Origin of the sequence: Microcoleus harperi Pol14_C6, from assembly GCF_036701295.1 — a bacterium.
Classification (GTDB): domain Bacteria; phylum Cyanobacteriota; class Cyanobacteriia; order Cyanobacteriales; family Microcoleaceae; genus Microcoleus.
The window spans coordinates 1-23,842 of record NZ_JAUBQN010000011.1 but is presented as its reverse complement, the minus strand read 5'-3'; the positions used below and the strand labels follow the sequence as shown (position 1 = coordinate 23,842).

Sequence of the window (23,842 nt, the reverse complement as noted above, 5' to 3'; positions counted from 1 at the left end):
GATGTTTCAAAGTTTTTTCATGGGCGGATTTGAATGTTCCACCCACAGAGTGCAATCTGGAAAACGCCTCGATGTCACAGCCGCCACCGGTCACGATAAATTTGCAGCAGCCGACTACCAACGCTTGCAGGAGCAAGGCATTTACACAGTCCGCGAAGGCCTCCGCTGGCACTTAATCGAACAGACACCCGGAAAATACGATTTTTCCAGTTCCCTGCCAATTATCCGGGCCGCCCGCGACATGAAAATGCAGGTAATTTGGGATTTGTTTCACTACGGCTGGCCAGACGATATTGATATTTTCAGTCCCGAATTTGTGTCCAGGTTTGCCCAGATGGTGCGCGCTTTTATGGAAGTGCTAACTGAGGAAACAGACCAAACACCTTTCGTGACACCTGTCAATGAAATTTCATTTATTGCTTGGGCCGGCGGCGATGTCGCCTACATCAATCCCTTTGCGAAAGGGCGGGGAGACGAGCTCAAAATCCAGTTAGTCAAAGCTGCGATCGCCGCGATAGAATCTGTTTGGGAAGTCAATCCCCGCACCCGCATCGTTCAAATCGATCCCACAATTAACATTATTGCCGATCCTGACAAACCGGAGGATCGGGACGCGGCGGAAGGTTATCGCTTATCTCAATATCAAGCTTGGGATATGTTGGCTGGACGTTTTCGCCCGGAACTCGGTGGCAAGGAAAAATATCTCGATATTATTGGGGTGAATTATTACGATCGCAATCAGTGGATTCACAATGAAGACCCGATGAAATACACCGATCCGCTGTACCGCCCGTTTCGCGAACTCCTGCAAGAAGTGTTTGAGCGCTACCGTCGCCCCTTATTCATAGCAGAAACAGGCACTGAAGACGATTTTAGACCTGTCTGGTTTAATTATGTGTGTACTGAGGTAGTGGCGGCGATGAAAGCCGGAGTTCCGATAGAGGGAATCTGCTTGTATCCGATTGTCAACCATCCGGGTTGGGACGACGACAGGCACTGTTACAATGGTTTGTGGGATTATTGCAATGAATCGGGCGATCGAGAAATTTATCAGCCTTTGGCGGATGAATTGCAGTTTCAAAGGGAGCAGATTGAACCGTTGCTGAAGTTGCAGAAGTGATAGCTGCGATGCTCTAATTCTGTAGGGTGCGCTGCGGCGCACCTTAAGCTGTTAATCTAATTAAGAGTCTCAGATCGTGGCCGGTCGATCGACTGCAATATCCGAAAAAAGCCTTGAGCTGCTTTAAGAAAGCAAATAGCTCTACAACCGCTGGTCTCATTCTTCCCATGGACAGCCTTTGGCTTCCAACTCTGCCATTTTTTCCATCCTTAGTTCATGTAATGTCTTCTTAATCGAACTAAGCATTGCCCATTCATAAATACTTATAGAAGACCAACCAGTAACTTTCTTTCCCCAATTATTATAGGAGATTTCTTCCCCATTAAATCTGACCAATGTATCATCAATTATTATAGCTTCCGAGCTTTCAAACTCTTTAATTTCAATGCTATCCCCAGCTTTGATTAATTCCCACTCAAACAACTGGTCCATTCGAGGTAGCCAAGTTCTATTAAAGCCCGAATCAGTGGATATAATTTCTTCCTTGATTGTAGAACATTCTCCGGCTAAACCCACGTAAAAATCATCCAGTTGTGCCGGAGGCAAAATTTTCTCAATCCTCAAAAAACCTTGCTCTCCTATAAAAACTGGAGTGATCTTAAGACAGCTCGCGTCTACCCCATTTGCAATCAACCAAGCAACAGCAGAAAGGGTTTGCTCATCAAAGGATGAGGCTATAAGTATTATTCGTTGTTTTTTGTTAAAGGTTTTGAGTGCGTCATTGCTTGACAAGAATTTATTCAACTCTCGTCTCGCTTTTTCACTAGGAGTCAAATCACCTAATTCATACTCATCTTTGTGTATCTCGATATACGAGCTATAGACCAACTCTACAAGGGATTCAGGTGTCGAAATTTTGGCATAACTCGCGGCATACCTGATAGCTTGAAATTCAAAAGGTTCTTTTCTGGCTTTGATGTCTTGTACGTCGCGTTTAATCTCGATTAAAACAATATTGCCATCGGCATCAATGGCAGTCAGGTCACTAATCCCGTTACTCGCATTACGAACTTGTTGACCTACAACTAGAAGAGTTTGGTCATCCCCAAAGAGCAAATTAATGTTTTTGCGTAAGAACTCTTCAATATGTCTTTCCTGTAAGTTTAAGTCTTTAAAGTTTCTAACTTTTATTTCTATTGCTTCGTTCCTTTGGATGCCGCTGTGGTCGAAAGTAACAGGTATGTACATCGCACTCCCTTTGCTGCTATTCGCTGTCTAAGTGTTCAACTATATTGAGCCTATGTATCCGCTCAATAATCCGGGGTAAATCGCTCAACGATCCACCAAAAACCAAACTAAATCAAGCCGATTTTTGCCGTTGCTGCGGGATCTCACGTGTCTTCTCAGCAAAAACCCGGTTTCTGGCTATCCGTGCGTAAGTCCTAAAGCAATAAGGGCGGGCAAAATGCCCACCCCACATACTAGATATCAAAGTGATATCAGACTTAATTTTTCAATACCCCCAGGGGAATTCGAATCCCCGTCGCATCCGTGAAAGGGATGTGTCCTAGGCCTCTAGACGATGGGGGCGCGTTGCGTTTGCTTGTGTTCCGCACCTTTATTACCTTAACTAATCTTTCCCAATCTGTCAACTACTTTGCGAAAGTTTTTTTTCTACTCGTCCGAAAGCTCGTCACAGTAGGCTTTGAGGATGGCGGCGCAATTGCCGATCGCCCCGAGATGAGCAATTTCAAAGCCGTGGGTGTTATGGGTGGGGAAAGCCAAACAAGCGGCGCGGGCTACGTGGCCGAACTTCATGGCGATCGAAGCATCGCTCCCAAAACCGCTAATTACCGCCAACTGCACCTCTACATCGGCTGCTGCGGCTGCTGCGCGCAATTGGGCGTTCAATCCTTCATCGTAGACTCCGTAGCCGTCCTGAACCAGCAAAACCGGGTTTTTGCTGTCAAGAATCGGGTATTCCGGTGCCAGAGGGCAAATTTCCAAAGCGATCAGCGCATCCAACGGCTGGCGCTGCGTGAAATACAAAGCTCCGATCGCCCCAACCTCCTCCTTCGCCGACGCTACCAAGTAAACATTCACCGCAGGCTCTTTCAAACATTCCGCCAGAGCCAGCAAAATCGCCACTGAAGCCTTGTTGTCCAGAGTGTAGCTGGCGATCCAATCCTTCAACCGCAGCGGGCGCTTGCGGTGCTTTCCCACCACCATCCGCGTGCCCGGTCGAATTCCGGCCTCGGCTAATTCCTCGGCGGTACACTTAGTTTCGATCCAGGCATTTTCCCACTTTAAAGAAACATCTTCCTGCTGAGCTTTCTGAGGAGATTCGTGAGAAACATGGCGGGAACCGAAGCTGAGAATGCCGCTAATTGTTTGCTTGTCTCCGAGCAAATCCACCACGCCTTCGCCGTAAACCCAAGGAAATGCGCCGCCCAATCTGCGGACTTCCACCCGGCCCCTCTCGCCTATTGTTTTAACTAGGGCGCCAATTTCGTCTTTGTGGGCGGTAATGGCGATCGACTTTTCGGGATTGCGGCCCTTAATTAGGGCGATCGCATTGTCCGCGCGATCGAGCCAAGCATTCACTCCCAGGGCGGCGAATTTTTCCATCAACCGCTGGTTAATTTCCGACTCCGCACCGCTGGGTGAGTGCAGCATTACTAATTCTTCGATTGTTTGGAACAGGCGATCGAACTCTAACATTTTTGATTTTCGTTTTTAGGAGCGAATTTTGATATATTAAAGCAGATTTACTCTCTATTTCCCCGGCGGTACACTTAGTTTTAATTCAGGCATTTTCCCACTTGAAAGAAACATCTTCCTGCTGAGCTTTTTGAGGAGCCTAGGAATGAAGCAATTGGACGCAGGGATTGAGTAACAAGATTCATGGGAGCGCGTGGATACGTTGGCCAATCCGTTGGGGTTTCACCTCACCCCCTGACAAGCTGGTGACGCGACCAGGAGGCGACCAACTGCAGCCGTTAGTGGTGGCCGATACACTGCTGCCTAACAAGGGCTATGATCCAGATCGGGGCATTCTTGACCCCCTCAATGCCGAAGGGGAGAGCCCCATAATTTGACAAAAGCAGCAATTGCAAGACCCTGGAAACTTACGATGCTCAATTGTACAAAGCCCGTCATTTGATTGAGAATTTTTTCCCCAATCTCAAGCAGTATCAGGCAATCGCGACCCGCTATCACCCTAGGGCGGTGAACTTTCGGGTGTGCGATTCTTCTGGCTGCTGCGGTCATCTGGTTGAATTGATGACACCTCCTAAATTAACTTGACAGTGCCGTAAACTAATATGCCTGATCTCTTGAGCACCTTCTTTTCTAATAATTTCATTCCTCACGGGCATTGTTACCTCTGGAAACCGGGGTTAGTCTGGCTGCACTTAACGTCAGATGCCTTGACAACCGTCGCTTATTACTCGGTGGCGGTTGCCATTGTTTACTTTACAAATGAGCGTAAGGATCTGCCTGCCCACACGGTGATGCTGCTGGTGGGTTTCTTTTTTATATTTGCCTTATGTGGCACGACGCACCTGATGGAAATAGTGACACTTTGGCACCCAATTTATTGGGTTTCAGGACTCATTAAAGCTGTCACTGGTGTTTGGTCTTTCTATACGTTCACCTTTTTACTTATTCCCTTAATTCCAGTGGCACTCGATACGCCCAGTCCCGCTCAACTTGCCCTTACAAACCAGGAACTAGAAGAAAGTCGCCACCGTATCCAGGCAATTAATGTGGAGCTAGAGCAACGGGTACAGGAACGCACTACCCAACTGGAAGCGTCTAATCGCACCAAAGACGAATTATTGAGGCGTGAACAAATAATTCGGGCAGACGCAGAGGCAGCCAACTGTGCCAAGGATGAGTTTCTCTCGATTCTCTCTCATGAACTCAGAACCCCTCTCAACGCGATCTTAGGGTGGTCAACGATGTTAAGGCAGAAAAATCTGAGTGAGGATAAGGTGGCGCGGGCTTTGGAGACGATCGAGCGAAACGCGAAGTCTCAAGCCCAGCTCATCGAAGACATCCTCGATGTCTCTCGCATCATCACGGGTAAACTGCGCCTCCGAGTCCGTCCTGTCAACCTCGTGTCGGTGATTGAATCGGCGATTGAGTCTGTACACTTGGCGGCTGAGGCAAAGTCAATTCGCCTGCAAAGCGTGCTCGATTCTGAAGCTGGTCCGCTCTTGGGTGATGCCGATAGGTTGCAGCAAGTTGTGTGGAATCTACTTTCTAACGCCCTCAAATTTACGCCTAAAGACGGGCGAGTCCAGATTCGTTTGCAGCGGGTTAATTCCCATGTTGAAATTACTGTCAGCGACACTGGAGCAGGCATCAGCTCAGACTTTCTACCGTTTGTCTTCGATCGCTTCAGCCAGCACGACAGCACGACTACTCGCAGTTATGGGGGGTTGGGTTTAGGGTTAGCCATTGTGCGTCAATTAGTTGAATTACATGGCGGGACTGTAACGGTAGTGAGTCCAGGGATAGGACAGGGGACGACCTTTACAGTCAAACTGCCCGTGATGATTATCCATCTACCACCGAGCGAGCCAGAGCCATTAAACTCGCTCGTCGACGCGAATGGGAGGTTTCAGACCTCGCCGACCCTTGAAGGCTTACAAATCTTAGTGGTAGAGGACGAGGCTGACGCGCTAGACTTGCTGAGTACGATTCTCGAAAAGTATGGTGCTGAGGTCATGGCTGTGGCTTCGGTCAAGGAGGCCTTGACCATTATCGAAACCGCAACCGATCGCAAGCCCGATGTTTTAGTGAGCGATATTGGGATGCCGGATGAGGATGGCTACTCTCTGATCCGCAAGTTGCGTCAACTAGAAGTGGAGCGGGGCGGTAGGCTACCCGCGATCGCGCTGACGGCGTATGCCCGGAATGACGATCGTCAGCAGGCACTACTAGCAGGTTTTCAGATGCATTTAACCAAACCCGTAGATGCTGCTGAGTTAGTGGCGGTGGTGGCCAGCCTCACCGGACGTACAAGCAGGTGCTAAAACCCAAGTTTTCAAGAACAAATGTTGCTTTGAGAATAATGGGCTTCTTGTCAGCTTGGGGTGAAGGCTAGGGATTGTGGCAAATCAAGCTTGTGAGTGTCGTCCGCAGCACAAACGTCTGTTAAGTTGATTCAGGTAGCAGGTCTAGTGTATCTAGGATAGGAAGCACTGTGAGTGGTTGTTGAGTAGAGTCTGCATGAGTGCTAGATTCTCTAATATCAATTCTGGTTGCACCGGAGTGATCTACTGAAAGAGCATCAAGAGTGCAACGAGGACAAGTCATGCCTAAACGCCTCAAGTTAGAGCCTCATCAAACCTCCTCGCCGATTGTCTAAACTGTATCGTCAACGGTCAGACCCAATTGAACGGACACGCTACCAAATTATTTGGCTCTTAGCAACTGGACGAGTTACCGAAGATGTCGCGGATGTCACGGGTTACTGCCGTAACTCTATATATCGCGAACGTTCGCCGCTACAATCAATTAGGTGCTAATGGGTTGAAAGACAAACGTCATCAACATCCGGGCACTCAACCTTTACTCTCTGTTGTGGAACAAGCACAAATGAAGCCAACTTTACGAACTCCAACTGCTGATGGAGGATTATGGAACAGTCGTAAAGTTGCTGAGTGGATGAGTAATTTACGCTTAGCGTCCAGGAGCGTGTACAAACCGGTTGGGACTATCTACGTTCGTTGGAGTTTCGCTTACGGATACCCAGATCGAAACACGACCTTGCTGACCTTGAAGCCCAAGAAGCTTGGAAAAAAAACTGCGAGGGCAAGCTAAGCGAATTCAACATTAGCATCCATTGGCAGCAGTAAAAGTGTGGGGAATGGATGAGCATCGTCTGGGATTAACCCTCTTCTGTCACTGTGGGAAAATAAAAATAAGAGCCAAATTTTTAACTGTAGATATAGCGAGAATTTGAGCGTTTATTTTCTAACAGAATTGCTGAAATCAGAATTTTTGGTAAAAGTCTTATGCTCTAAGCGTTCCTGCTTATTTTTTGGCGAAAGTGACAAAAGAGGGTTAAAGCTAATAATTCGGCGAGTCTGGGTAGGGTATGGGGAGCAGCCCATAGCCAAGGTAAATTGGCGCTATCAATGGCTATAGTTATATGGTTTTGTATACCCGTCAACGGGAGAAATCTACTTTTGGATTCTGCCAAAAGTTAACATCAAGCTTTTCAACTTAGTTTTAGAAGATTTTGCTAGAGAATTTGGAGTTGGTAAAAATAAATACATCATCTTAACTAAAAACCTACGCTGGTTGGCATACTAGCCCACAAGTTATAGTTCCAGAGGGTCTAGACTTAGAATTTATGCCCTCTCATTCTCCCGAATTACAACTGTCTCAGAACGTCTGTGCCCTTTAGTTAATGAAGCAATTGTCAATCGGTCATTTCAAAATCTTGATGAATTAGAAGAAGTATTATTTCAACGTTGCCAAGTTCTGCTGAAACAATCTTCTTTGATTAAAGGGATTACTTGTTTCCATTGGTGCCCTACAACCAAAGCTATATCATTCCGGTGCAACCGGAATTAATATTACTTGTTTCCACTGGTGGCCTACAACCAAAGCTATGTCATTCGGGTGCAACCGGAATTGATATTAAGTGCAGATTTATAGTGAATTGGTATCATAATTGTAAAAAAAACAGTCTTCATGGAAGGAAAATACCTAGGGCTTGAAACGTTCAAACTACAAAATTATTGGCTCAAAAATAGACTTCTCCTTTCTCTTTTTATCTCCTCCCATAACCTCAAGCAATCGATCGACTACACGCCTCCAAGTAAAATTTTCAGCCACAAAAGCCGGGCCCGCAACCCTCGCTTTCGCAGCGATTCCAGGCTGTTCGATCGCCCCTTGCATCAAATCAGTCAAATGTTCCCACTCCGGAGCTAAGATAAATAAGGTTTCCCCGTCACTCACCACAGCCGTAAATTTACTCTCAATCCGCTGTGCAAAGTTCGATTGCGTAAAATCATCCGTAGGGCCCCCCGCAGTGCAAATAACCGGCAAACCGCAAGCTGCAGCTTCCAACACCGGCAGATTAAAACCTTCTGCCAAATACGGAGAAACATAAACATCTGCTGCTTGGTAAAACTCTGCTATTTGAGCAAAAGATAGCTGATTGCCAGTATAAATTAATCTCGGTAAAACTCTCGCTCTTTCGGCATCGTTGAGCACAACTCGGCAGGCTTCCGCAATCTCGTCTCTGGACGGATAAAGCAGTTCTGAACCTTTTAAAACTAATCTCGCATCTGGATATTTGTCAACTACCGCAGCGAAGGCTTTTAATAAAGGGCGAATACCTTTGCGATCCGTTTGCCCTCCGATGTTTAAAAATATAAAATAGTTTGACCAGCCGAAACTTTGGCGCAGTGATTGACGCCGATCGCCCGCAGCAGGATAATAAATCTGAGGATCGACTCCCAAAGGTACAACGGCAATGCGATCGGCCTCCACACCGCTGCGAATTAAGCCAGCTTTTGACCACGGTGAAGGTGTAATAATTTTCGTTTCTGAGTTAACCGGAGTTTCGGCGATCGACTTAACACCCATCGCCTGTAATACTGTACTGGTAACAATCCCCCATTCTGCCGCTGCAAATACCCAAGTTTGAGCGCTGCTGGAGGCCGAGAAGTCCCACGGGCAGTACATTCGCAGGGTAACATCCGCTGACTGATTTACCGCAGGGCTCTTAATGCTGCGAAGTAATGTTTCATTTGGGCGATCGAACAAGCTAATTTTCGTCTCCCAAGCTGCGTCAATGTAGGGCATATCCCGGTGGAAAAGCTCAATTTGGCTTCGCGGGCGGTCGAGCATTTCCAGCAGTTGAAATTGATTGGCTACGCAATAAGAATGATAAATAAAACGCCAGCCTTCAACAATAATCTGCAATTCACAGCTCCCGCTTTTGGAATTAAAAATTAACCTAATAATCAAAAATTGGTAATTAGTAATTAGCCAGCCGAAATTACCAATTACCAATTACTAATTACCAATTCCTTACTTAATCACTTGCCAATCCATAATCCGCCACTGCCCCTCTTGACGGATCAAGTCGTAGCGCACGCGCAGGTTTTCGTTACGGGAAGAAACGAGCTGAGAACGATCGAACACTTCGGCTTTTTCCGCGACTTGGGCTTCTACTTGAGCGCGATCGGGATTAGTCGGATTCGTCTTAACTCCATTAACTTGCAGCTTGTGTACGTAACGCTGGTGCGCGTTGTTTCGCTGTTGAGCTTCTGCCATCAATTGCCAGCGAGACAAAGCCGGTTCTGTCAGAACTTGCTTTAATTCTTCGACAGCGTGATTGGGGCCCAAAGCCGCTGCTTTCGCCGACAGCCAGCTTTGAACTATTTGTTCGGCTGATTCCTCAGTGATTTCTCCCGACACTGCGCCTGCGGCGCTCGGCTCAGGGGTCGCGACCAAGGCAGGGATTTCTAGGGGCGGTTCTTCCAGGCGGACGAGGGCTTGCTCTCCTCGGAGGGATGGACCCGATAGGGCTTGCATCGCGCTAGCCAACAGACTGAGTATTAACCACAGGAGTAACAGGCTCAGGACACCTGCGACTAGAAACAAAGCCAGCCTGTTTGGAGGCATGGACTTGACTTGGGCGGTAAGTTCTGCTGCCTTGGTGCGCGCTCGATCGACCAAATCGCCCTTTAGCCCATTGCCGGTTGCTCCGCTGCCCCCTGAATGTTGGCGTCTGCGTTGTTTGGAAGTCGAGTCTACGGGGTATGGCACTGTCGCTATCGGGATAGAGACGGGGGCAACAGCGCTGGGCGCAGCCACCGTTGCCTGGGATTTCGCACCCGATTCTGCGGTGGAAGCCTCGCCTGGTACGGGGGTCAAGGTGACGGTGCTGGCTCCCTGCTTGGCTGTGGGTGGCTGTGCGGGTATGGCAGCGGGCGATCGGCCTGCTGTCGGTTGCAGTCGCCCTGGGGGCTTGCCGGAGCGGGGCTGCACGACGACCCATTCGTTGGCGGTTTCTGCGTCCTGTGGCAAAGCTTCTAGGTAAGCTTGTACTTTCGGGTCGGCAAAGTATTCTTTCAAGGACACTGACTCGTTGGCCAAGTCGCGGAAGTGGGGAAACACTTCTTCCTGTAGCCAATGTTCGGCGTACAAGCACAGTCCGGGCAACAAATCGGGTGAATCTTGGGAATGTTCGCGAATAAAGGCCAGAGGTTCTTTTTCCGAACTGAGTTCGAGGGATCGGCTGGCTTCTTCTGTCTGGCCCAGCAGCAGAGAACAGACGGCTTTTTCCAGGTGAACGTCTTGGCGGCGACCGAGCTGCATCAGCATCAGCTTGGCCCGACGGATCATCGATGGCTGTCTGGCGGCAAATCCTTGGGCTAACAGGGTGTAGACCGAGAGGTAAGTGGCGACTGCGGAGGGGCGGCCGGCTTCGGCTTCAAAGAGGGCCTGCTGCTCGCTGCTGGTTAGGTGTTTACGCATTTGCTGCACGAACCGGAGGAAGTCTTCTATTCCTAAACCCGATCGATCGTCTCCCGATCCGTCGATGCCGCCTCGTTCTTGAAGCATTTCTCGCAGGATTTGCAGTCCCCGACGACGCTCGGCGACTTTTTCTTCTGGGAGGGATAGTAGCTCTAAAATGTTGTACGGACGGAGTTTGTATATGTCGGCTTGCATTTCACCCCTCACGCTTGCAAATAGGCTTTCGCGCAGCAGCAATTCTTGACCTGCTTCTAATGATTTTGCGGCATTTTCGTACTGACCTTGCTGCCACTGTTCGCGGCCGAGTTCTAGACAGGCAAGGCTGACAGTTAAAACTATATCTGGCCGCACGAGCTGAGGGTCGCCGAAACGACCTTCTGCGATCGCGATGCTGCCATTGTTAAGATACGGGCGACCCAGCTTCTGTACGAGTTCGTATTCCCCCAGTTCTTGCAGTACGAGCAGGGCTCCTACGAATTGGTTGTCATCGATTTCAATACTTGGAGTGTGGGGGTCGGGAGCAGCATCTAAAGTCTTGGACTCTGGCGGAGCGGTTTCTCCTGCCTCTTGCAGGAAGGTGGCTGTGCCTGCTGAGGTTTTTGACCTCTGGTGCTTGGCTTCGAGTGCGGCTTCCGACTCTCGATCGTAAGTTTTGGCTAAAAAACTGGCATCGTAAGCTTTGCGCCCCTCTGAGTCTGACAGAACGGCGCAGGCTTCATCGAGCAGTTGTTTGCGGGCGACGATCGCAACTTCAGAATACTCCCTGCGCGGAAGCTGTAAAGTTCGATCGCGGTGAGCCTGCTGCAACTGTTCGGCAGTAGCTTGAATCGGTAGACCCAAAATCCGGTAGTAATCTAGTGGAATTAACACTCGTCCACTTCCCCAAAGCGCTAGCAACTGAATTAGCCTATCTTAAGTGACATACTCCCGCAAACCCAATCAAAAATTCTGGTATTGGCTTCCAACCGCCCCATTCACGGTATGTTGGACTTGCCGTAGAGATACTCTGATTTTTTTCCTTCTACAGCGTTTTACAGTGAGGAAAATGGAAAGCCCCACTGCCCGTCAGCTAAATGAGTTGTTTGACTCTTGAGCATTTTCGGGTTTGAGAGTAATGGAATTATATCATTCGTTTGCATCGGGTTTAGATGCGACTTGGATCTCGGACTCCTGGCAATCCGCCCCGCGTGCCAAACTCATTTTAACAATTGGTGAACTGTTGCACGGAAAACGTTCGATCTTTTTCTGCTGCGGTTGTGTCCCATCTCGGTTTAAATTTAGATGTCTAGGAAGCCGATCGTCGGGTATTAATTATTTATGGTTCAGGAACGGACTTTACCAGTTTTTGACGCGCAAAGCGTAAACCTTTCTCGGGATGAGGGCTTGATGCTCTACGAGGATATGGTGTTGGGGCGCTATTTTGAGGACAAGTGTGCTGAGATGTACTACCGGGGCAAAATGTTTGGTTTTGTCCACTTGTACAACGGTCAGGAAGCTGTCTCTACTGGCGTGATTCGATCCATGCGCCGGGATGATACCGATTATGTCAGTAGCACCTACCGCGATCACGTTCACGCTTTGAGCGCGGGTGTGCCGGCGCGGGAGGTAATGGCGGAGTTGTTCGGGAAGGAAACTGGTTGCTCGAAGGGCCGCGGCGGTTCGATGCATATGTTTTCGGCCGAACACCGACTGTTGGGAGGTTATGCTTTTGTGGCGGAGGGAATTCCTGTAGCTACGGGGGCGGCTTTTCAATCGAAGTATCGTCGCGAAGCTTTGGGGGATGAGAGTTCCGATGGGGTAACTGCTTGTTTTTTTGGCGACGGTGCTGCCAATAACGGTCAGTTTTTTGAGTGTTTAAATATGGCGGCTTTGTGGAAGTTACCGATTATTTATGTTGTGGAAAACAACAAATGGGCGATCGGGATGGCCCACGAGCGAGCTACTTCTGACCCGCTGATTTACAAGAAAGCTCATGCTTTTGGCATGGCTGGCGTCGAGGTTGACGGGATGGATGTTTTGGCGGTGCGGGAAGTGGCGAAGGAAGCTATAGCGCGGGCGCGCGCCGGCGAAGGGCCGACTCTGATCGAGGCTTTGACTTATCGCTTTCGCGGGCATTCTTTGGCAGATCCTGATGAGTTGCGTTCTAAAGAAGAGAAGGAATATTGGTTCCCTCGCGATCCGATTAAGAAGTTGGCTGCTGATTTGATCGATCGAACTTTGGCAACTGCTGAAGAATTGAAAGAGATCGATAAGAAAATTGAAGCAGTAATTGATGATGCAGTCGATTTCGCGGAGAAAAGCGCTGAGCCAGATCCTAGCGAATTGTATCGGTTTATCTATGCAGAAGATGAGTAAGCAGTTGTGCATTTAACTTGTATGTTTAGGGCGGGCAGGATGCCCACCCCACAAGAGTGATAGCTCCCCGTAGGGACACAGGCTAAAGCCTGTGTCCCTACGGCACTTCCTAAACCTGCAATACTCAGTAAGACTTACCTACAAACTCTAGTTGTAGTATATGCACTGCGAACCTTACTACCATAAATTGTGGCTAGAATCAAAGGTAGACTTTATAGACGAAAAGAGGCGATATGATAAATCTCGATGGCAATCTAACTCAAGCCAGCAAAAATATGGGTGCAGTTTGAGTCAAAGTCAAGCTAACGAATCCAATTGATGAAGAGTTAGTCAATAGAGGATTGCTCAATCCAAATCTGTTGCGCGTGTACGAAGCAGAAGCACTCATAGATACTGGTGCAGTACGCACAGCTATTTCTGTAGAAATCGGTGAACACTTGGGTTGAAAAATTAGGAGTCACGAAATAGAAAAATATGCTGGTGGCAAGCAAGAAACAGTGGGGCTGACTGGGCCTGTTATTATTGAAATAGAAGGGCGCGAAACGATTGAGGCGGGAATGGTTTTAGGCGATATGGTGCTAATCCGGCCAAACTGTGTTAGAAACTTTAGATTTGCTAGTAGATTGCAAAAATCAGTGTCTAATTCCCAATCCCGAAAATCCCGAAAAGCCTGTATTGAGAGTTGAATATTAAATCCCGCTTAAATACCTCCTTTATTTGTAATGTTCGAGGGCCTATAGGGGGATGATGCCAGTATTTTTAATCACCACAAATTCAACGGTTTACGGAGGATTTCAGTCGTAGACCCATTATTCTTGAAACTCATTTTGATTCATTGGCGACTGCTGCATCATTATACTTAGTAGCATATGTTTTTTCTTGCCACAATTCGAGGAAGTTTTAGAACTAGGAAACCATTTATGCACTAGCAATAAAGTTGCTCCAGACATTTTACATTGATAGTCAAGTTAACGCTTGAATTCGTATGTAAAACTATAGGTCGGATATTGACCCAGCCAACTTTTGATTAGCCATCATGCCTTTGACTTTTAAGTTTTAAATCTTAATTAGCTTGAAAATTTTAGCCAAATAAGTTTTTAAGTTATGAACATAAAAGAATATAAAACTAGCTATTTGTGCGTAAATTCGGCTAATTTTATTGTAAATTTTGCGTTATTTTTGGGAACCTTTTACCTGTTTTGATGCTGGGCTCTGTAAAGTAGCAAGCTTGGGTTTCGCACTGACTATCAACGGTTTTGTTGCATCAAAAACTTACCGATTTGACAGCGTGGTCGCATATTTAATATTTACGTCAATTCCTACAACTGCTTCAGATGGCTGAAAAGGGAAACGTTCCGCGTCAAAAGAGAAGGATACTTTCCCAGCGACTTCCTTCTTTTGATATCGTAAAAGTTTGAGACACAAAACTACATTTAAGTGCCTCGTAAAGTCGAAACTTTCCCAAGGTGGGAATCTTAATTGTGGTATCAGGACTTAGCAGAACTTTGGCGCTAGATGAGTCAACCGTAAAAGACTGACCATTCCGGCGACTAGCAAATTTTGGATAACCTGCTTTCCCGGAACGATATCGATTAAACTCATCTTTCAAGTCAATCAAAGCATTTTGATAAACTCGACTAGACAACTGGTTCATCTAAACGAATTTAGGTTGTTTCTTGAGGTGGTTGGTGAGAACTTTTTTGACTTCGTTGAGTACCTTTGAGTCTGAAAGCTTTCCCTCGCTATATATTTGGGTTCGCAAGCTTAATCCAAAATTAAATACTATCCGCCGAAATCCTACGTGTTTTGCCATCAAGGTCGCTTCATTGTTATTGAATTTTAGCGATCGTTTGACGCCAAACATAGTTAAACTTACTTGGAGATCTTTACTTGATCAACTATAGAGGAATCCGAACAAGGGTCTACACCCTCTACAATATTCTTAACTTTTGCTTTATATTTTCGCAGTCCGTAGAGGCGGGAAGAAAAACAGTGAATTATTGAAAGCAAGTCTTGAGTCAATTCTTCAGGCGGTGAAAGGCTTTCGGCGTTGGCGACGATAATCGTCCCGCCATTCCACTGTAGAATTTGCTCGACAAGTTCAAAACCAAATCGGCACAGCCTATCTTGATGAGCCACGTACAGCACCTTGACTTCGCCTAGTATCGCCCATTGTAGGATTTGCAGGAATTTGGGACGTTTGAAATTGAGTCCACCCCCAATCTCCTGAATGGAGTCTGTGATAGCAACTCCTTGCGCCAAGCAGAATTGTTCCATAGCTTGTGTCTGACGAAGTAAGTCTTGTTTTTGTCCAGGGGACGAGACGCGACAATATACGATCGCCCGATTGGGTGGCGTTTTACCGGTCTTTAGGTTCCGGACTATATTTAGGTGACTTTCTGAATAAACACGCTGGTTGCCCAGTGTCCTCTCAGGGATTAACTTGCCTTCCCTTTCCCAGCGCCGTAACGTAGAGCTTGAGACTCCCACTAATTTTGCGAATTCTGCCACTTTCCACATAGAACTTTCTCTTTGCGAATAACTATGGATAAGTTTAGCAAATTATTGGACACTTAAGTCATGCTTAAATATCATAGTAGACCCTAATCATAAGGACGATCGCATCGGGTGAGCGGCATCCCCTAGTAAGGTGATTTTCTCTATCCCCTCATTGGGATACTGGTTCCCGATCAAAGACGCCTGTTTCCACGATGGTGATAGGATTCAGTTGCTCGAATAACCCTTTCAACAAAGGAAGTCCATTGGGCAAAAACTTGCAGAACCATCTAAAAGTAGTTGCCTTTGCAATATAATCAAGCTGAAGATCGATAGGTTCGGAAAACTCCCTGAGCTTGTCAGAACCAAGCTTATATTTAAATAATTGTGGTTGACCCCTTACCATGTCCCTCGACTTCCCAAGTCCTAACTTATTTCTTTTATCTGCTATTCCTTGATTGAGAGAAGCATAAACGCCACAGAAGTCGGCGCGAAATAAACACAGTAAAACCCCGACAGGACACTCTGAGTTACAAGTTTGTTAAATATTGCTATCCCAGGAACTTTAGTCCACAAACCATTCTCGGCTGAAGCTTTTACGCTAGAGATTTCGGATAATTCCAATGAATCACTTATTGATTTGGCAACTAGATTTCTGACATAACTAGCAAAGAAATGTTCCTGACAATTGTCATTACTGACAAATGTATATTTCCAATTTTTTTTCAAGGGACTCTGTAAGCGCCTGAATCAATAATTAATGTTGGATATTCAATTTAATTATCGTGCCTCACCAACAACTTTCAAATATTAACCGTGGCGATAACCGTTAATGATACCGCAACTGCGGTATAACATTCTATACTAGGTGTTAATAGTAGCAAACAACCACAAGATTAGCCGATCGCCCATCTTGTATATTGCCCCAAGTACAGCGCCACTGCTAACCCACAAATCTCCCTTGCAGAAAGTAGCACAAACGTGATACGGTATAAGCTTGTGTCCAAATAACACCAGTTCATGCCAAAACTCAAAACTCGCAAAGCAGCCGCAAAGCGCTTTAGAGCGACCGGCAGCGGTAAGATCGTGCGCCGTAAAGCTTACAAAAGCCACTTGCTACAGCACAAAAGTTCAGCTCGCAAAAGCCGTCTATCTAAGCTGGTCGTCATCGACGAGACCAACGATGCTAACGTGCGGTTAATGCTTCCATACTTGTAAAGTTTAACGGAAATTAAAGATGACACGGGTAAAACGCGGTAATGTCGCCAGAGCGCGCCGCAAAAAAATTCTCAAATTAGCCAAGGGTTTCCGAGGCGCACAGTCGAAACAGTTTCGCACAGCTAACCAACGGGTGATGCAGGCCCTGCGTAACGGTTATCGCGATCGCAAAAAACGCAAACGCGATTTCCGCCGCCTGTGGATTGCTCGGATCAATGCCGCATCGCGCCAGCACGGCACGAGCTACAGCAGACTGATCGGCAACATGAAAAAAGCCAACATCGAAATCAACCGCAAAATGCTGGCACAAATGGCGATCATTGACCCAGCCACATTCGGTAAAGTCGTGGAAATGGCTAACCGAGCCGGAGCCTGAAAGTTCGCTTGATTTTCAGAATGCAGAAAGCAGAAGTAAGAAAGATTTAACAGTCTGCCAGAGAAGGAAAACTCCTGATAAATCTAGGAGGTTGATGCCAAATTTCCTTCTTTGTTCTTACTTCTGGACTATTGCTTTTTCAGAAATCGCGATCTGGCCGGTCGATCGCTATTTCCTTGTTTTTTATACAGTTGCAGAGGCAAATGTCAGAGATTGCTAACGCCTTAAAATAAATAAGACCTTCCAGAAACCTACCTAATTTTAAGAAAAACATGGATAGTAATTTGCTCATTGTTTACCTGACAGTTCTGCTCGCTATACTCGGCAGCACTTCCTGGTTTGTGGTGCGCCAGATTCTTAAAACTCGGAAGCTGGAAATGTCTCTCGAACGCTTAGAGAATAAGCTGACAGTAGAAAGAGGAACAGCACAGGAATACTACGAATTAGGAAGTATCTATGTAGATAAGAAGCTTTACTCCCAGGCAATCGTACTGTTTCAAAAAGCCCTGAAAGCCAAAGACTTAGAAGGCGAAGAAAATCAAGCTGTTATTTACAACGCCCTCGGTTTTGCACACTTTGGCCAAGAACAGTACGACATCGCAATCCGCCACTACAAAGAAGCCCTGAAGTTAGAGCCAGAATACGTTACATCTCTCAATAATCTGGGTCACGCCTACGAGCGCAAGAAATTAACAGCTCAAGCCTTGGAAATGTACGAACAAGCTCTCGCCTGCGATCCAGACAATACCACGGCAAAACAGCGAGTAGAGTCTCTCCGGAAGCGTTTGGTAATCTATAATTGAGCGCCCATGTTAGGAGCAATAGAGATCCCCCAAACCTGGTTTCATTCAGAAACCGGGTTTTTTCTTCACATAGTCCCAGATACTAAACTATCCAACACATTAATGGGTTAGTTTTTAAGAACAGGAATTCCGAGTCAAGCTCGATCGCACACCGTCCCAGCACTTTAAATTAATGTCAAGATAAAAGCAGTACCTGCAATACCGGTCAGTCCTAACAATAGAAGGAGGAGAACGTAGTGACATCAATTCTGGTTGTCGAAGATTCGTGGTTGACTCGTAGGGTAATCTGCAAAATTCTCCGAGCAGAAGGATATGAGACTTGGGAAGCATCCAGCGGCCCAGAAGCTCTAGAACAGCTCGGCACTAAAACCCCAAACTGTATGCTCTTAGATCTGCTGATGCCAGAAATGGAAGGTCGGGAAGTCCTGCAAGCCATGCGCGATCGAGGATATAAAATTCCAGTGATTGTAATTACCGCAGACATCCAAGCAAGTACCCGCTCCGAGTGCATGGAACTCGGAGCCCTGGCAGTCATTCACAAAATGCCTAACTCAGAGGAACTGATTGGGTGGATCAAAAAAGCTCTCAGTGTCAGTGAGGAGAGCGCCCAATGAAATTAAGCACTCGACAGCTTGATGCTTTGCAGGAACTCGTCAACATCGGGATCGGTCAAGCCGCAGGGGTTTTGAACGACATGATCGACTCCCCGATTCGCTTGCAAATCCCCTACCTTCAAATTCTGACTCCCACCGACGTGGAAGAAGAATTAGAGCAGCACCTCAACGGCGAGCAAATCGCCGCTGTCCAGCTCAAGTTCACAGGCTCCTTTGGAGGCATTGCCCAGCTAGTCTTTCCCACCAACAGCGCTGCTTTGCTGGTGACGATGCTCACGGGGGAAGAAGGAACTCACGATCTCGATTCAGTCAAAATTGGTACGCTGAGTGAAGTGGGAAATATTGTAATTAATGGAGTTATGGGTGCAATCAGCAACGTGCTTCAGCAGCGGCTGAACTATTCAATTCCCACTTATAGCGAAGGGACGATTGCTAGTTTGTTGATATCCGGCGGTTTAGCTACGGATACAGTTGTTTTATTAGCCCAGACCAGTTTCATGATTGAAAGGCTTCACATTGAAGGAGATATCATTCTTATTTTCAATGTTAATTCCTTTGACACCTTGTTGACTGCTATCAATCAACTTGCCGGGGGTCTATGATTGAGGAGAGCAAAAGTATTAAGGAAAAGTTTGGGGTTCTCGACAGCGTACCAGTTGGCGCCTGCTTGCTGCAAGATGATTTTGTGGTGCTGTTTTGGAACACTTGTCTGGAAGAGTGGACTAAAATTCCCCGCAGCCAAATATTGGGGACAAAGATCACAACCCATTTTCCTCACTTGAGTCAGTTAAAGTACGCCACTCGCTTCAAGCAAATCTTTGCAGGAGGCCCGCCAACAATTTTTTCTTCTCAAATTCACAAACACCTGATTCCGGCAACTTGGCAAGACGGTCAGCAGCGAATTCAGCAAACTACAGTGACTGCTGTGTCGGCCGTGGAGGCGGGCATAGAAGAACAGGAGATGAGAGACTGGGTTCTCCAGACTCTTGAGTTGGAATCAGACGGTACTGTCGGAGTCGGATCACCAAGGAGGGATTTTTTGTCTAGGGAATCTGCACCCTCAGTTTCGTCCTCAATATGGCCGGGGGTCAATTCCCCATCGTTCTACGCGCTACTGGTGATTCAAGACGTGACCGACCTCACCCATCGCATCCAAGCTTACCGCACAATGCGGGATCAAGCTTTGGAAGAAGTGCAAGTACGTCAGCGGGTGGAGGAAGAATTGCGATCGAGTCAGCATTTCATCCAGCAGATTGCTGACGCGGCGCCTTATTTGCTCTACATCTACGATTTGACCGAACAGCGAAACGTCTACGTCAACGGTCAAGCTTCTAAATTGCTGGGCTACACTCCCCAAGAAATTTTACAGATGCAAACTGCTTGGTATTCCAGTTTGGTGTACCAAGAAGATTTGCCGAGGCTCAAAGCCCACCAGGAAAAATTTCCCTCGACCCAAGACGGGCATATTTTGGAGTTGGAATATCGCCTCAAACATCGATCGGGCGAATGGCGCTGGTTTCGCTGCCGCGACCAAGTTTTCGCCCGCACAGCCGACGGCTGCCCCAAACAAATTTTCGGCACCGCTCAAGATATCACCGAGTACAAGCGGGCAGAAGAGGCGCTACGGCAGCAGAACGAACGAGAACTCCTGATGGCGACGATTACTCAGCACATCCGCCAGTCTCTGGATTTGGACGAAGTGCTCAGCACGACAGTGACAGAAGTACGTCAGTTCCTTCAAGCCGATCGAGTGATGATAGTCCGGTTCAACCCCTGTACTGGCAGTCTCTGTGCCGGTCCGGCGACGGGGGCGGTGACAGTGGAATCTGTAGCTCCCAACTGCCCGCCGATGTTGGGGGAAACCCTGGAAAATTTCTGTTTTGACCAGTTCTATCTCGAAGCGTACCAACATCGAGCTATCCGACCGATCGCCGATGTTTGGGCCGCCGATTTGCCGCAATATCAAATTGATTTGCTTGCACAATTCGCGGTGAGGGCTTATTTGGTAGTGCCTTTAGTCCAAGGAGATGATTTGTGGGGGCTGCTGATGGCCCACCAGTGCAGTCCCCGGCAGTGGATGCAGTTGGAAGTAGAGTTGCTGTCTTCTCTGGCCACCCAGTTGGCGATCGCCATCAAGCAAGCAGAACTATACCAGCAGTTGCAAGCCGCCAACCTCAAGTTAGAGCGCTTGGCCAGTTTAGACGAACTCACGCAGCTAGCAAACCGCCGCCGATTCGATCAGTATTTAGAAATGGAGTGGCGCAGACAAGCCCGGGAACAAACGCCTCTGTCCCTGATTCTCTGCGATATTGATTCTTTTAAAAGTTACAACGATACCTACGGGCACCCAGGGGGAGACGAATGTTTGCGGCAAGTCGCCGCGGCGATCGGCAATGCCGTCAATCGCCCCGCCGATTTAGTAGCTCGCTACGGAGGCGAAGAATTTGCCGTTATTTTGCCAAATACCGCGATTCAAGGCGCTGTGCTGGTAGCCGAACACATAGAACTCAAAATCGCAGCTTTGCAGCTTCCTCACGCTGGTTCTCAGGTGAGCCAGTACGTCACTCTCAGCCTGGGCGTAGCGAGTATTGTTCCTGCATCCGAATCGGGAGCCGAAATTCTGATTGCTGCAGCCGACCAAGCGCTTTATCAAGCTAAACGACTTGGGCGTGCTCGTATCCAACTTTACCAGCCCGATCCTGCTGGCAAGGGGAATGGGACAGGCACTTCAATACTTCCTCTAGATTTTTCTATACCCAATACTAATTTACCCTCTCCCACTAGCGCTTGACGAATTGCCATATTTGTGGGTTGAGAGTAGTGATACCACTCCGCAAAACAATGCGCCTGTCCGCGCGTGCTCCAAACCCTGATATCCCTCTTCTGTCAGTCTGCGAATTAAAGAAGTAAGAAATAAGCTAGCTCAAGCATAAAAATAAAAGGGTTGGAATGGATTTATTGGATCAATTAAATCGTGGAACCCTATCAATAATACCATTTTTTTTAAGCCATGCTAGGGATAAATATAGTCACTTCAAATAAAAAAGAGACACTATTGAGCGCAGTAGGCACAGATGAGTTCATCTAAAGATGTGCCAGGAGGAGCATACATTCTGGCTCGCTTTAAGGCACTAAAATCGTGTTCAATATCGTTCAGGTAGGCGAGAATATTTTGGGAGAAAAAGAACTTGATGCTCCGTTTCCTCTACCAGTTCTCGGATGGCTGTTTTTCGATGAATCGGTGCATTATCCATGATTAATATAGATGGCTCCGTCAGAGAGGGTAATAAATATAAATATAACCACCCTTCAAAACCTTCTGCATTGAGGCTGCCCGTAAAAACCATTGGGGCAAATAAGTCCTTTTTTCCTTTCAGTCGAACCGCTACTAGATTTTCTCTTTTCTCCCGTTTTCCTGACTTTTGGCCCCAGATTTTTTTGCCTCTTTTTGACCAGCCAAATGCACAATCTTGAAACTCTTCAAATCCTGACTCATCAATAAAAACCCGACTTTGACTTATAGTCATTTAAAATAAGTATGAGACACTAGACTCCCCAATAAGCACGAATAACTTCATCAAGAGATGTGCCAGGAGACGCATACATTTTAGCTCTCTTTAATGCACTAAAATCATGCTCAATATCATTTAAGTCAGGAGAGTATTTTGGTAAAAATATTATCTGATGACCCGCATCCTCAACCAATAGTCTAATGACCGTCTTACGATGAATGGGTGCATTATCCATAATTAATATAGATTGACTTGTTAAATCTGGCAACAAATACAAAGATAACCATCCTTCAAATCCTTCTGCATTTAAACTACCCATAAAGAGCATTGGTGCAATTAAGTCCTTCTTTCCTTTTCTTCTTGCTGCTACTAAATTTTCTCTTTTCCCCCGTTTTCCTAAGCTTTCGCCATAGACTTTCTTTCCTCTTTTTGAAAGGGCATAGACAGAACCTTCAAATTCCTCAAATCCTGACTCATCAATGAATACAAGACTTTGGCTGCCATAAAGTTTAATTAATTCTCTCAGATTCCTGTAATATTTCATTCTTTCTTCTCTATTCCTTTCTTTATAGCGAAGGTTTTTTTTGGTAATTTTCAGTTTTTTTAAGGCATAGCAGATGGCACTAGGTCTGACGCCTGAAAGTTTTTGCTCTTTCTACTAATCTTGCTTCCGGATTTTTTTCAACATCTTTTTTGAGGGCTTCCCAATCTAGCTTTCGTTGACGGTGATTGACCTGAGTTGGTCGAAGGTCTTTCCTACCGGTTGCATCTATAAATTGTTGCTCTTCCTACCTTAAATATGGCGGCAGCTTTCGTTATATTCCCTCCATTTTCCACATGATTGACTACTTTTTGTCTTAGGTCTAGACTGTAAGCCATTTTTTTATAATTAACTATTTTTATCGATTTTATCATGATCTTACCTCTGTCTCACATTTATTTGAAATGACTATATCAATAATTGTAGAAAATATCACACATTAGTAAAAATGAAAATTTATTCTCTTGATTTTAGAGAAAAAACTCTCGACACTTACCATAATGAACCGTTGTCACAAAGAGCAATAGCTAATAGTTTTTGTGTAGCCCTTAGTTTTGTCCAAAAGCTTATTAAACACTATCGTGAGACCCAAAATATTGATCCTATAACTGAGTGATGCGGAGTAAAATAAAAATTGAATGCAGAACAACTGTTGATTTTATAGGAATTGATTGAAACAAATAATCATACCAGTGTCGAAGAACTCGATTATTGACTGTACCCAAAAATTTGTTTGATCGTCAGAATAGCAACGAGGGGAAGAATGACAAAATTCTTAAGCATGACTAAAAAAAATCCCTCCGATAAAGGTACTGACAAAGTTATGGACCTGCGATATGAGTTTTATAAAAAAAATTAGAGAAGTTTTTTTCAAAGACTTAATATTAATTGATGAATCGGGAGTTAACTTGGCAATAGTTAGGTTATATGCTCGGTATCTAAAAGGTTCAATAACCGGGGCTAAAAACCGAATAAACATGGAATAGATGTCTCACTAATTGGAGCTATATCAGTCAATTAAGCCAGAGAATTACTCAATTTAATAGGTACGGTACAACCGATGCAAGTACATTTGACGCTTTTATCATCCGATAGATAACTCGTACAAAAATTAGGGAGAGGTGCTTGTGTAGTTATGGATAATTGTACTATTCATACCGGACAAGGAGTAGAAAAAATAATTAAAACAAAGCAAAATTAATATACTTGTCGCCATATTCGCCGGACTTCTCCACCATTGAAAATTTATAGTCAAAACTTAAAAATATTCTCCGTTATATCAATACTCCGGACAGTTTTTAAGCAGCCAGAGTACCATAAGACAAGACTGAAGGAAGATTTGGATGATTTAAAATCA

At 46.2% G+C, this 23,842-nt stretch carries 17 protein-coding genes, 1 tRNA gene and 3 pseudogenes; 10 read left to right on the top strand and 11 right to left on the bottom strand.

What is annotated here, in order from left to right; genetic code table 11:
* Position 1: 1 nt before the first annotated feature.
* Positions 2 to 1,120, top strand: a complete 1,119-nt coding sequence (locus QUA27_RS10620) for a glycoside hydrolase family 1 protein (RefSeq protein WP_333067877.1) — start codon at positions 2 to 4, stop codon at positions 1,118 to 1,120.
* Between the two features lie 156 nt (positions 1,121 to 1,276).
* Here the strand turns inward: QUA27_RS10620 and QUA27_RS10615 are convergent, their stop codons facing one another.
* From QUA27_RS10615 to QUA27_RS10605, 3 genes are all read right to left on the bottom strand, one after another.
* Positions 1,277 to 2,308, bottom strand: a complete 1,032-nt coding sequence (locus tag QUA27_RS10615; protein ID WP_333067876.1) for a hypothetical protein — start codon at positions 2,306 to 2,308, stop codon at positions 1,277 to 1,279.
* A gap of 269 nt (positions 2,309 to 2,577) precedes the next feature.
* Positions 2,578 to 2,650 (bottom strand) — tRNA-Glu (locus QUA27_RS10610).
* An 84-nt stretch (positions 2,651 to 2,734) separates the two neighbouring features.
* A complete protein-coding gene (locus QUA27_RS10605; protein ID WP_333067875.1) occupies positions 2,735 to 3,781 on the bottom strand; it encodes a M42 family metallopeptidase in 1,047 nt (348 codons plus the stop codon).
* Between the two features lie 602 nt (positions 3,782 to 4,383).
* Here QUA27_RS10605 and QUA27_RS10595 point away from each other — a divergent pair.
* Both QUA27_RS10595 and QUA27_RS27370 read left to right on the top strand, forming a co-directional pair.
* Positions 4,384 to 6,102: an ATP-binding response regulator gene (locus QUA27_RS10595; protein WP_333067874.1), complete on the top strand. Its 1,719-nt coding sequence runs from the start codon at positions 4,384 to 4,386 to the stop codon at positions 6,100 to 6,102.
* A gap of 678 nt (positions 6,103 to 6,780) precedes the next feature.
* A pseudogene (locus tag QUA27_RS27370) lies at positions 6,781 to 6,927 on the top strand (winged helix-turn-helix domain-containing protein); the annotation flags it as partial.
* 880 nt (positions 6,928 to 7,807) lie between these two features.
* Here QUA27_RS27370 and QUA27_RS10590 read toward each other — a convergent pair.
* Entirely contained in the window at positions 7,808 to 9,010 is a 1,203-nt protein-coding gene (locus QUA27_RS10590; protein WP_333067873.1) for a glycosyltransferase family 4 protein, read from the bottom strand.
* Positions 9,011 to 9,118: 108 nt separating this feature from the next.
* Positions 9,119 to 11,440: an IMS domain-containing protein gene (locus QUA27_RS10585; RefSeq protein WP_333067871.1), complete on the bottom strand. Its 2,322-nt coding sequence runs from the start codon at positions 11,438 to 11,440 to the stop codon at positions 9,119 to 9,121.
* 447 nt (positions 11,441 to 11,887) lie between these two features.
* Here QUA27_RS10585 and pdhA point away from each other — a divergent pair, with 447 nt between their 5' ends.
* Complete coding sequence (gene pdhA / locus QUA27_RS10580; RefSeq protein WP_333067870.1) at positions 11,888 to 12,925, top strand: pyruvate dehydrogenase (acetyl-transferring) E1 component subunit alpha; 1,038 nt, start codon at positions 11,888 to 11,890, stop codon at positions 12,923 to 12,925.
* 1,360 nt (positions 12,926 to 14,285) lie between these two features.
* Here pdhA and QUA27_RS10575 read toward each other — a convergent pair.
* From QUA27_RS10575 to QUA27_RS27365, 4 genes are all read right to left on the bottom strand, one after another.
* A complete protein-coding gene (locus QUA27_RS10575; RefSeq protein WP_333067869.1) occupies positions 14,286 to 14,579 on the bottom strand; it encodes a hypothetical protein in 294 nt (97 codons plus the stop codon).
* The gene (locus tag QUA27_RS10570) at positions 14,580 to 14,789 is read right to left on the bottom strand and encodes a helix-turn-helix domain-containing protein (protein ID WP_333067868.1); all 210 of its coding nucleotides are present in this window, start codon (positions 14,787 to 14,789) and stop codon (positions 14,580 to 14,582) included.
* A gap of 8 nt (positions 14,790 to 14,797) precedes the next feature.
* On the bottom strand, positions 14,798 to 15,445 hold the full coding sequence (locus tag QUA27_RS10565; RefSeq protein WP_333067867.1) for an IS607 family transposase: 648 nt from the start codon (positions 15,443 to 15,445) through the stop codon (positions 14,798 to 14,800).
* A 423-nt stretch (positions 15,446 to 15,868) separates the two neighbouring features.
* Positions 15,869 to 16,150 carry an MrcB family domain-containing protein gene (locus tag QUA27_RS27365; protein WP_445251492.1) on the bottom strand — a complete coding sequence of 94 codons (282 nt, stop codon included), beginning with the start codon at positions 16,148 to 16,150 and terminating at the stop codon, positions 15,869 to 15,871.
* A gap of 291 nt (positions 16,151 to 16,441) precedes the next feature.
* Between QUA27_RS27365 and rpmI the strand changes: the two genes are divergently transcribed.
* The 6 genes from rpmI to QUA27_RS10535 all read left to right on the top strand — a co-directional run bounded on the left by rpmI (position 16,442) and on the right by QUA27_RS10535 (position 21,223).
* On the top strand, positions 16,442 to 16,639 hold the full coding sequence (gene rpmI / locus QUA27_RS10560) for a 50S ribosomal protein L35 (protein ID WP_006634164.1): 198 nt from the start codon (positions 16,442 to 16,444) through the stop codon (positions 16,637 to 16,639).
* A gap of 19 nt (positions 16,640 to 16,658) precedes the next feature.
* The gene (rplT, locus tag QUA27_RS10555; protein ID WP_006634165.1) at positions 16,659 to 17,015 is read left to right on the top strand and encodes a 50S ribosomal protein L20; all 357 of its coding nucleotides are present in this window, start codon (positions 16,659 to 16,661) and stop codon (positions 17,013 to 17,015) included.
* Positions 17,016 to 17,287: 272 nt separating this feature from the next.
* The gene (locus tag QUA27_RS10550; protein WP_333067866.1) at positions 17,288 to 17,818 is read left to right on the top strand and encodes a tetratricopeptide repeat protein; all 531 of its coding nucleotides are present in this window, start codon (positions 17,288 to 17,290) and stop codon (positions 17,816 to 17,818) included.
* Positions 17,819 to 18,054: 236 nt separating this feature from the next.
* The gene (locus QUA27_RS10545; protein ID WP_333067865.1) at positions 18,055 to 18,432 is read left to right on the top strand and encodes a response regulator; all 378 of its coding nucleotides are present in this window, start codon (positions 18,055 to 18,057) and stop codon (positions 18,430 to 18,432) included.
* On the top strand, positions 18,429 to 19,034 hold the full coding sequence (locus QUA27_RS10540) for a chemotaxis protein CheC (RefSeq protein ID WP_333067864.1): 606 nt from the start codon (positions 18,429 to 18,431) through the stop codon (positions 19,032 to 19,034). Before QUA27_RS10545 ends, QUA27_RS10540 begins: the two co-directional genes overlap by 4 nt.
* Positions 19,031 to 21,223 carry a sensor domain-containing diguanylate cyclase gene (locus QUA27_RS10535; protein ID WP_333067863.1) on the top strand — a complete coding sequence of 731 codons (2,193 nt, stop codon included), beginning with the start codon at positions 19,031 to 19,033 and terminating at the stop codon, positions 21,221 to 21,223. Before QUA27_RS10540 ends, QUA27_RS10535 begins: the two co-directional genes overlap by 4 nt.
* 261 nt (positions 21,224 to 21,484) lie before the next feature.
* Here QUA27_RS10535 and QUA27_RS10530 read toward each other — a convergent pair.
* Positions 21,485 to 21,950: pseudogene (locus QUA27_RS10530) on the bottom strand (IS630 family transposase); the annotation flags it as partial.
* A gap of 28 nt (positions 21,951 to 21,978) precedes the next feature.
* Positions 21,979 to 22,823: pseudogene (locus tag QUA27_RS10525) on the bottom strand (IS630 family transposase).
* Positions 22,824 to 23,842: the final 1,019 nt, after the last annotated feature.

Bases quoted from the DNA above. Each gene is read 5' to 3' on its own strand.
- QUA27_RS10620 (WP_333067877.1), top strand. From the start codon at position 2: ATGTTTCAAAGTTTTTTCATGGGCGGATTTGAATGTTCCACCCACAGA.
- QUA27_RS10615 (WP_333067876.1), bottom strand. From the start codon at position 2,308: ATGTACATACCTGTTACTTTCGACCACAGCGGCATCCAAAGGAACGAA.
- QUA27_RS10605 (WP_333067875.1), bottom strand. From the start codon at position 3,781: ATGTTAGAGTTCGATCGCCTGTTCCAAACAATCGAAGAATTAGTAATG.
- QUA27_RS10595 (WP_333067874.1), top strand. From the start codon at position 4,384: ATGCCTGATCTCTTGAGCACCTTCTTTTCTAATAATTTCATTCCTCAC.
- pdhA (WP_333067870.1), top strand. From the start codon at position 11,888: ATGGTTCAGGAACGGACTTTACCAGTTTTTGACGCGCAAAGCGTAAAC.
- QUA27_RS10575 (WP_333067869.1), bottom strand. From the start codon at position 14,579: ATGAACCAGTTGTCTAGTCGAGTTTATCAAAATGCTTTGATTGACTTG.
- QUA27_RS10570 (WP_333067868.1), bottom strand. From the start codon at position 14,789: ATGTTTGGCGTCAAACGATCGCTAAAATTCAATAACAATGAAGCGACC.
- QUA27_RS10565 (WP_333067867.1), bottom strand. From the start codon at position 15,445: ATGTGGAAAGTGGCAGAATTCGCAAAATTAGTGGGAGTCTCAAGCTCT.
- rpmI (WP_006634164.1), top strand. From the start codon at position 16,442: ATGCCAAAACTCAAAACTCGCAAAGCAGCCGCAAAGCGCTTTAGAGCG.
- rplT (WP_006634165.1), top strand. From the start codon at position 16,659: ATGACACGGGTAAAACGCGGTAATGTCGCCAGAGCGCGCCGCAAAAAA.
- QUA27_RS10550 (WP_333067866.1), top strand. From the start codon at position 17,288: ATGGATAGTAATTTGCTCATTGTTTACCTGACAGTTCTGCTCGCTATA.
- QUA27_RS10540 (WP_333067864.1), top strand. From the start codon at position 18,429: ATGAAATTAAGCACTCGACAGCTTGATGCTTTGCAGGAACTCGTCAAC.
- QUA27_RS10535 (WP_333067863.1), top strand. From the start codon at position 19,031: ATGATTGAGGAGAGCAAAAGTATTAAGGAAAAGTTTGGGGTTCTCGAC.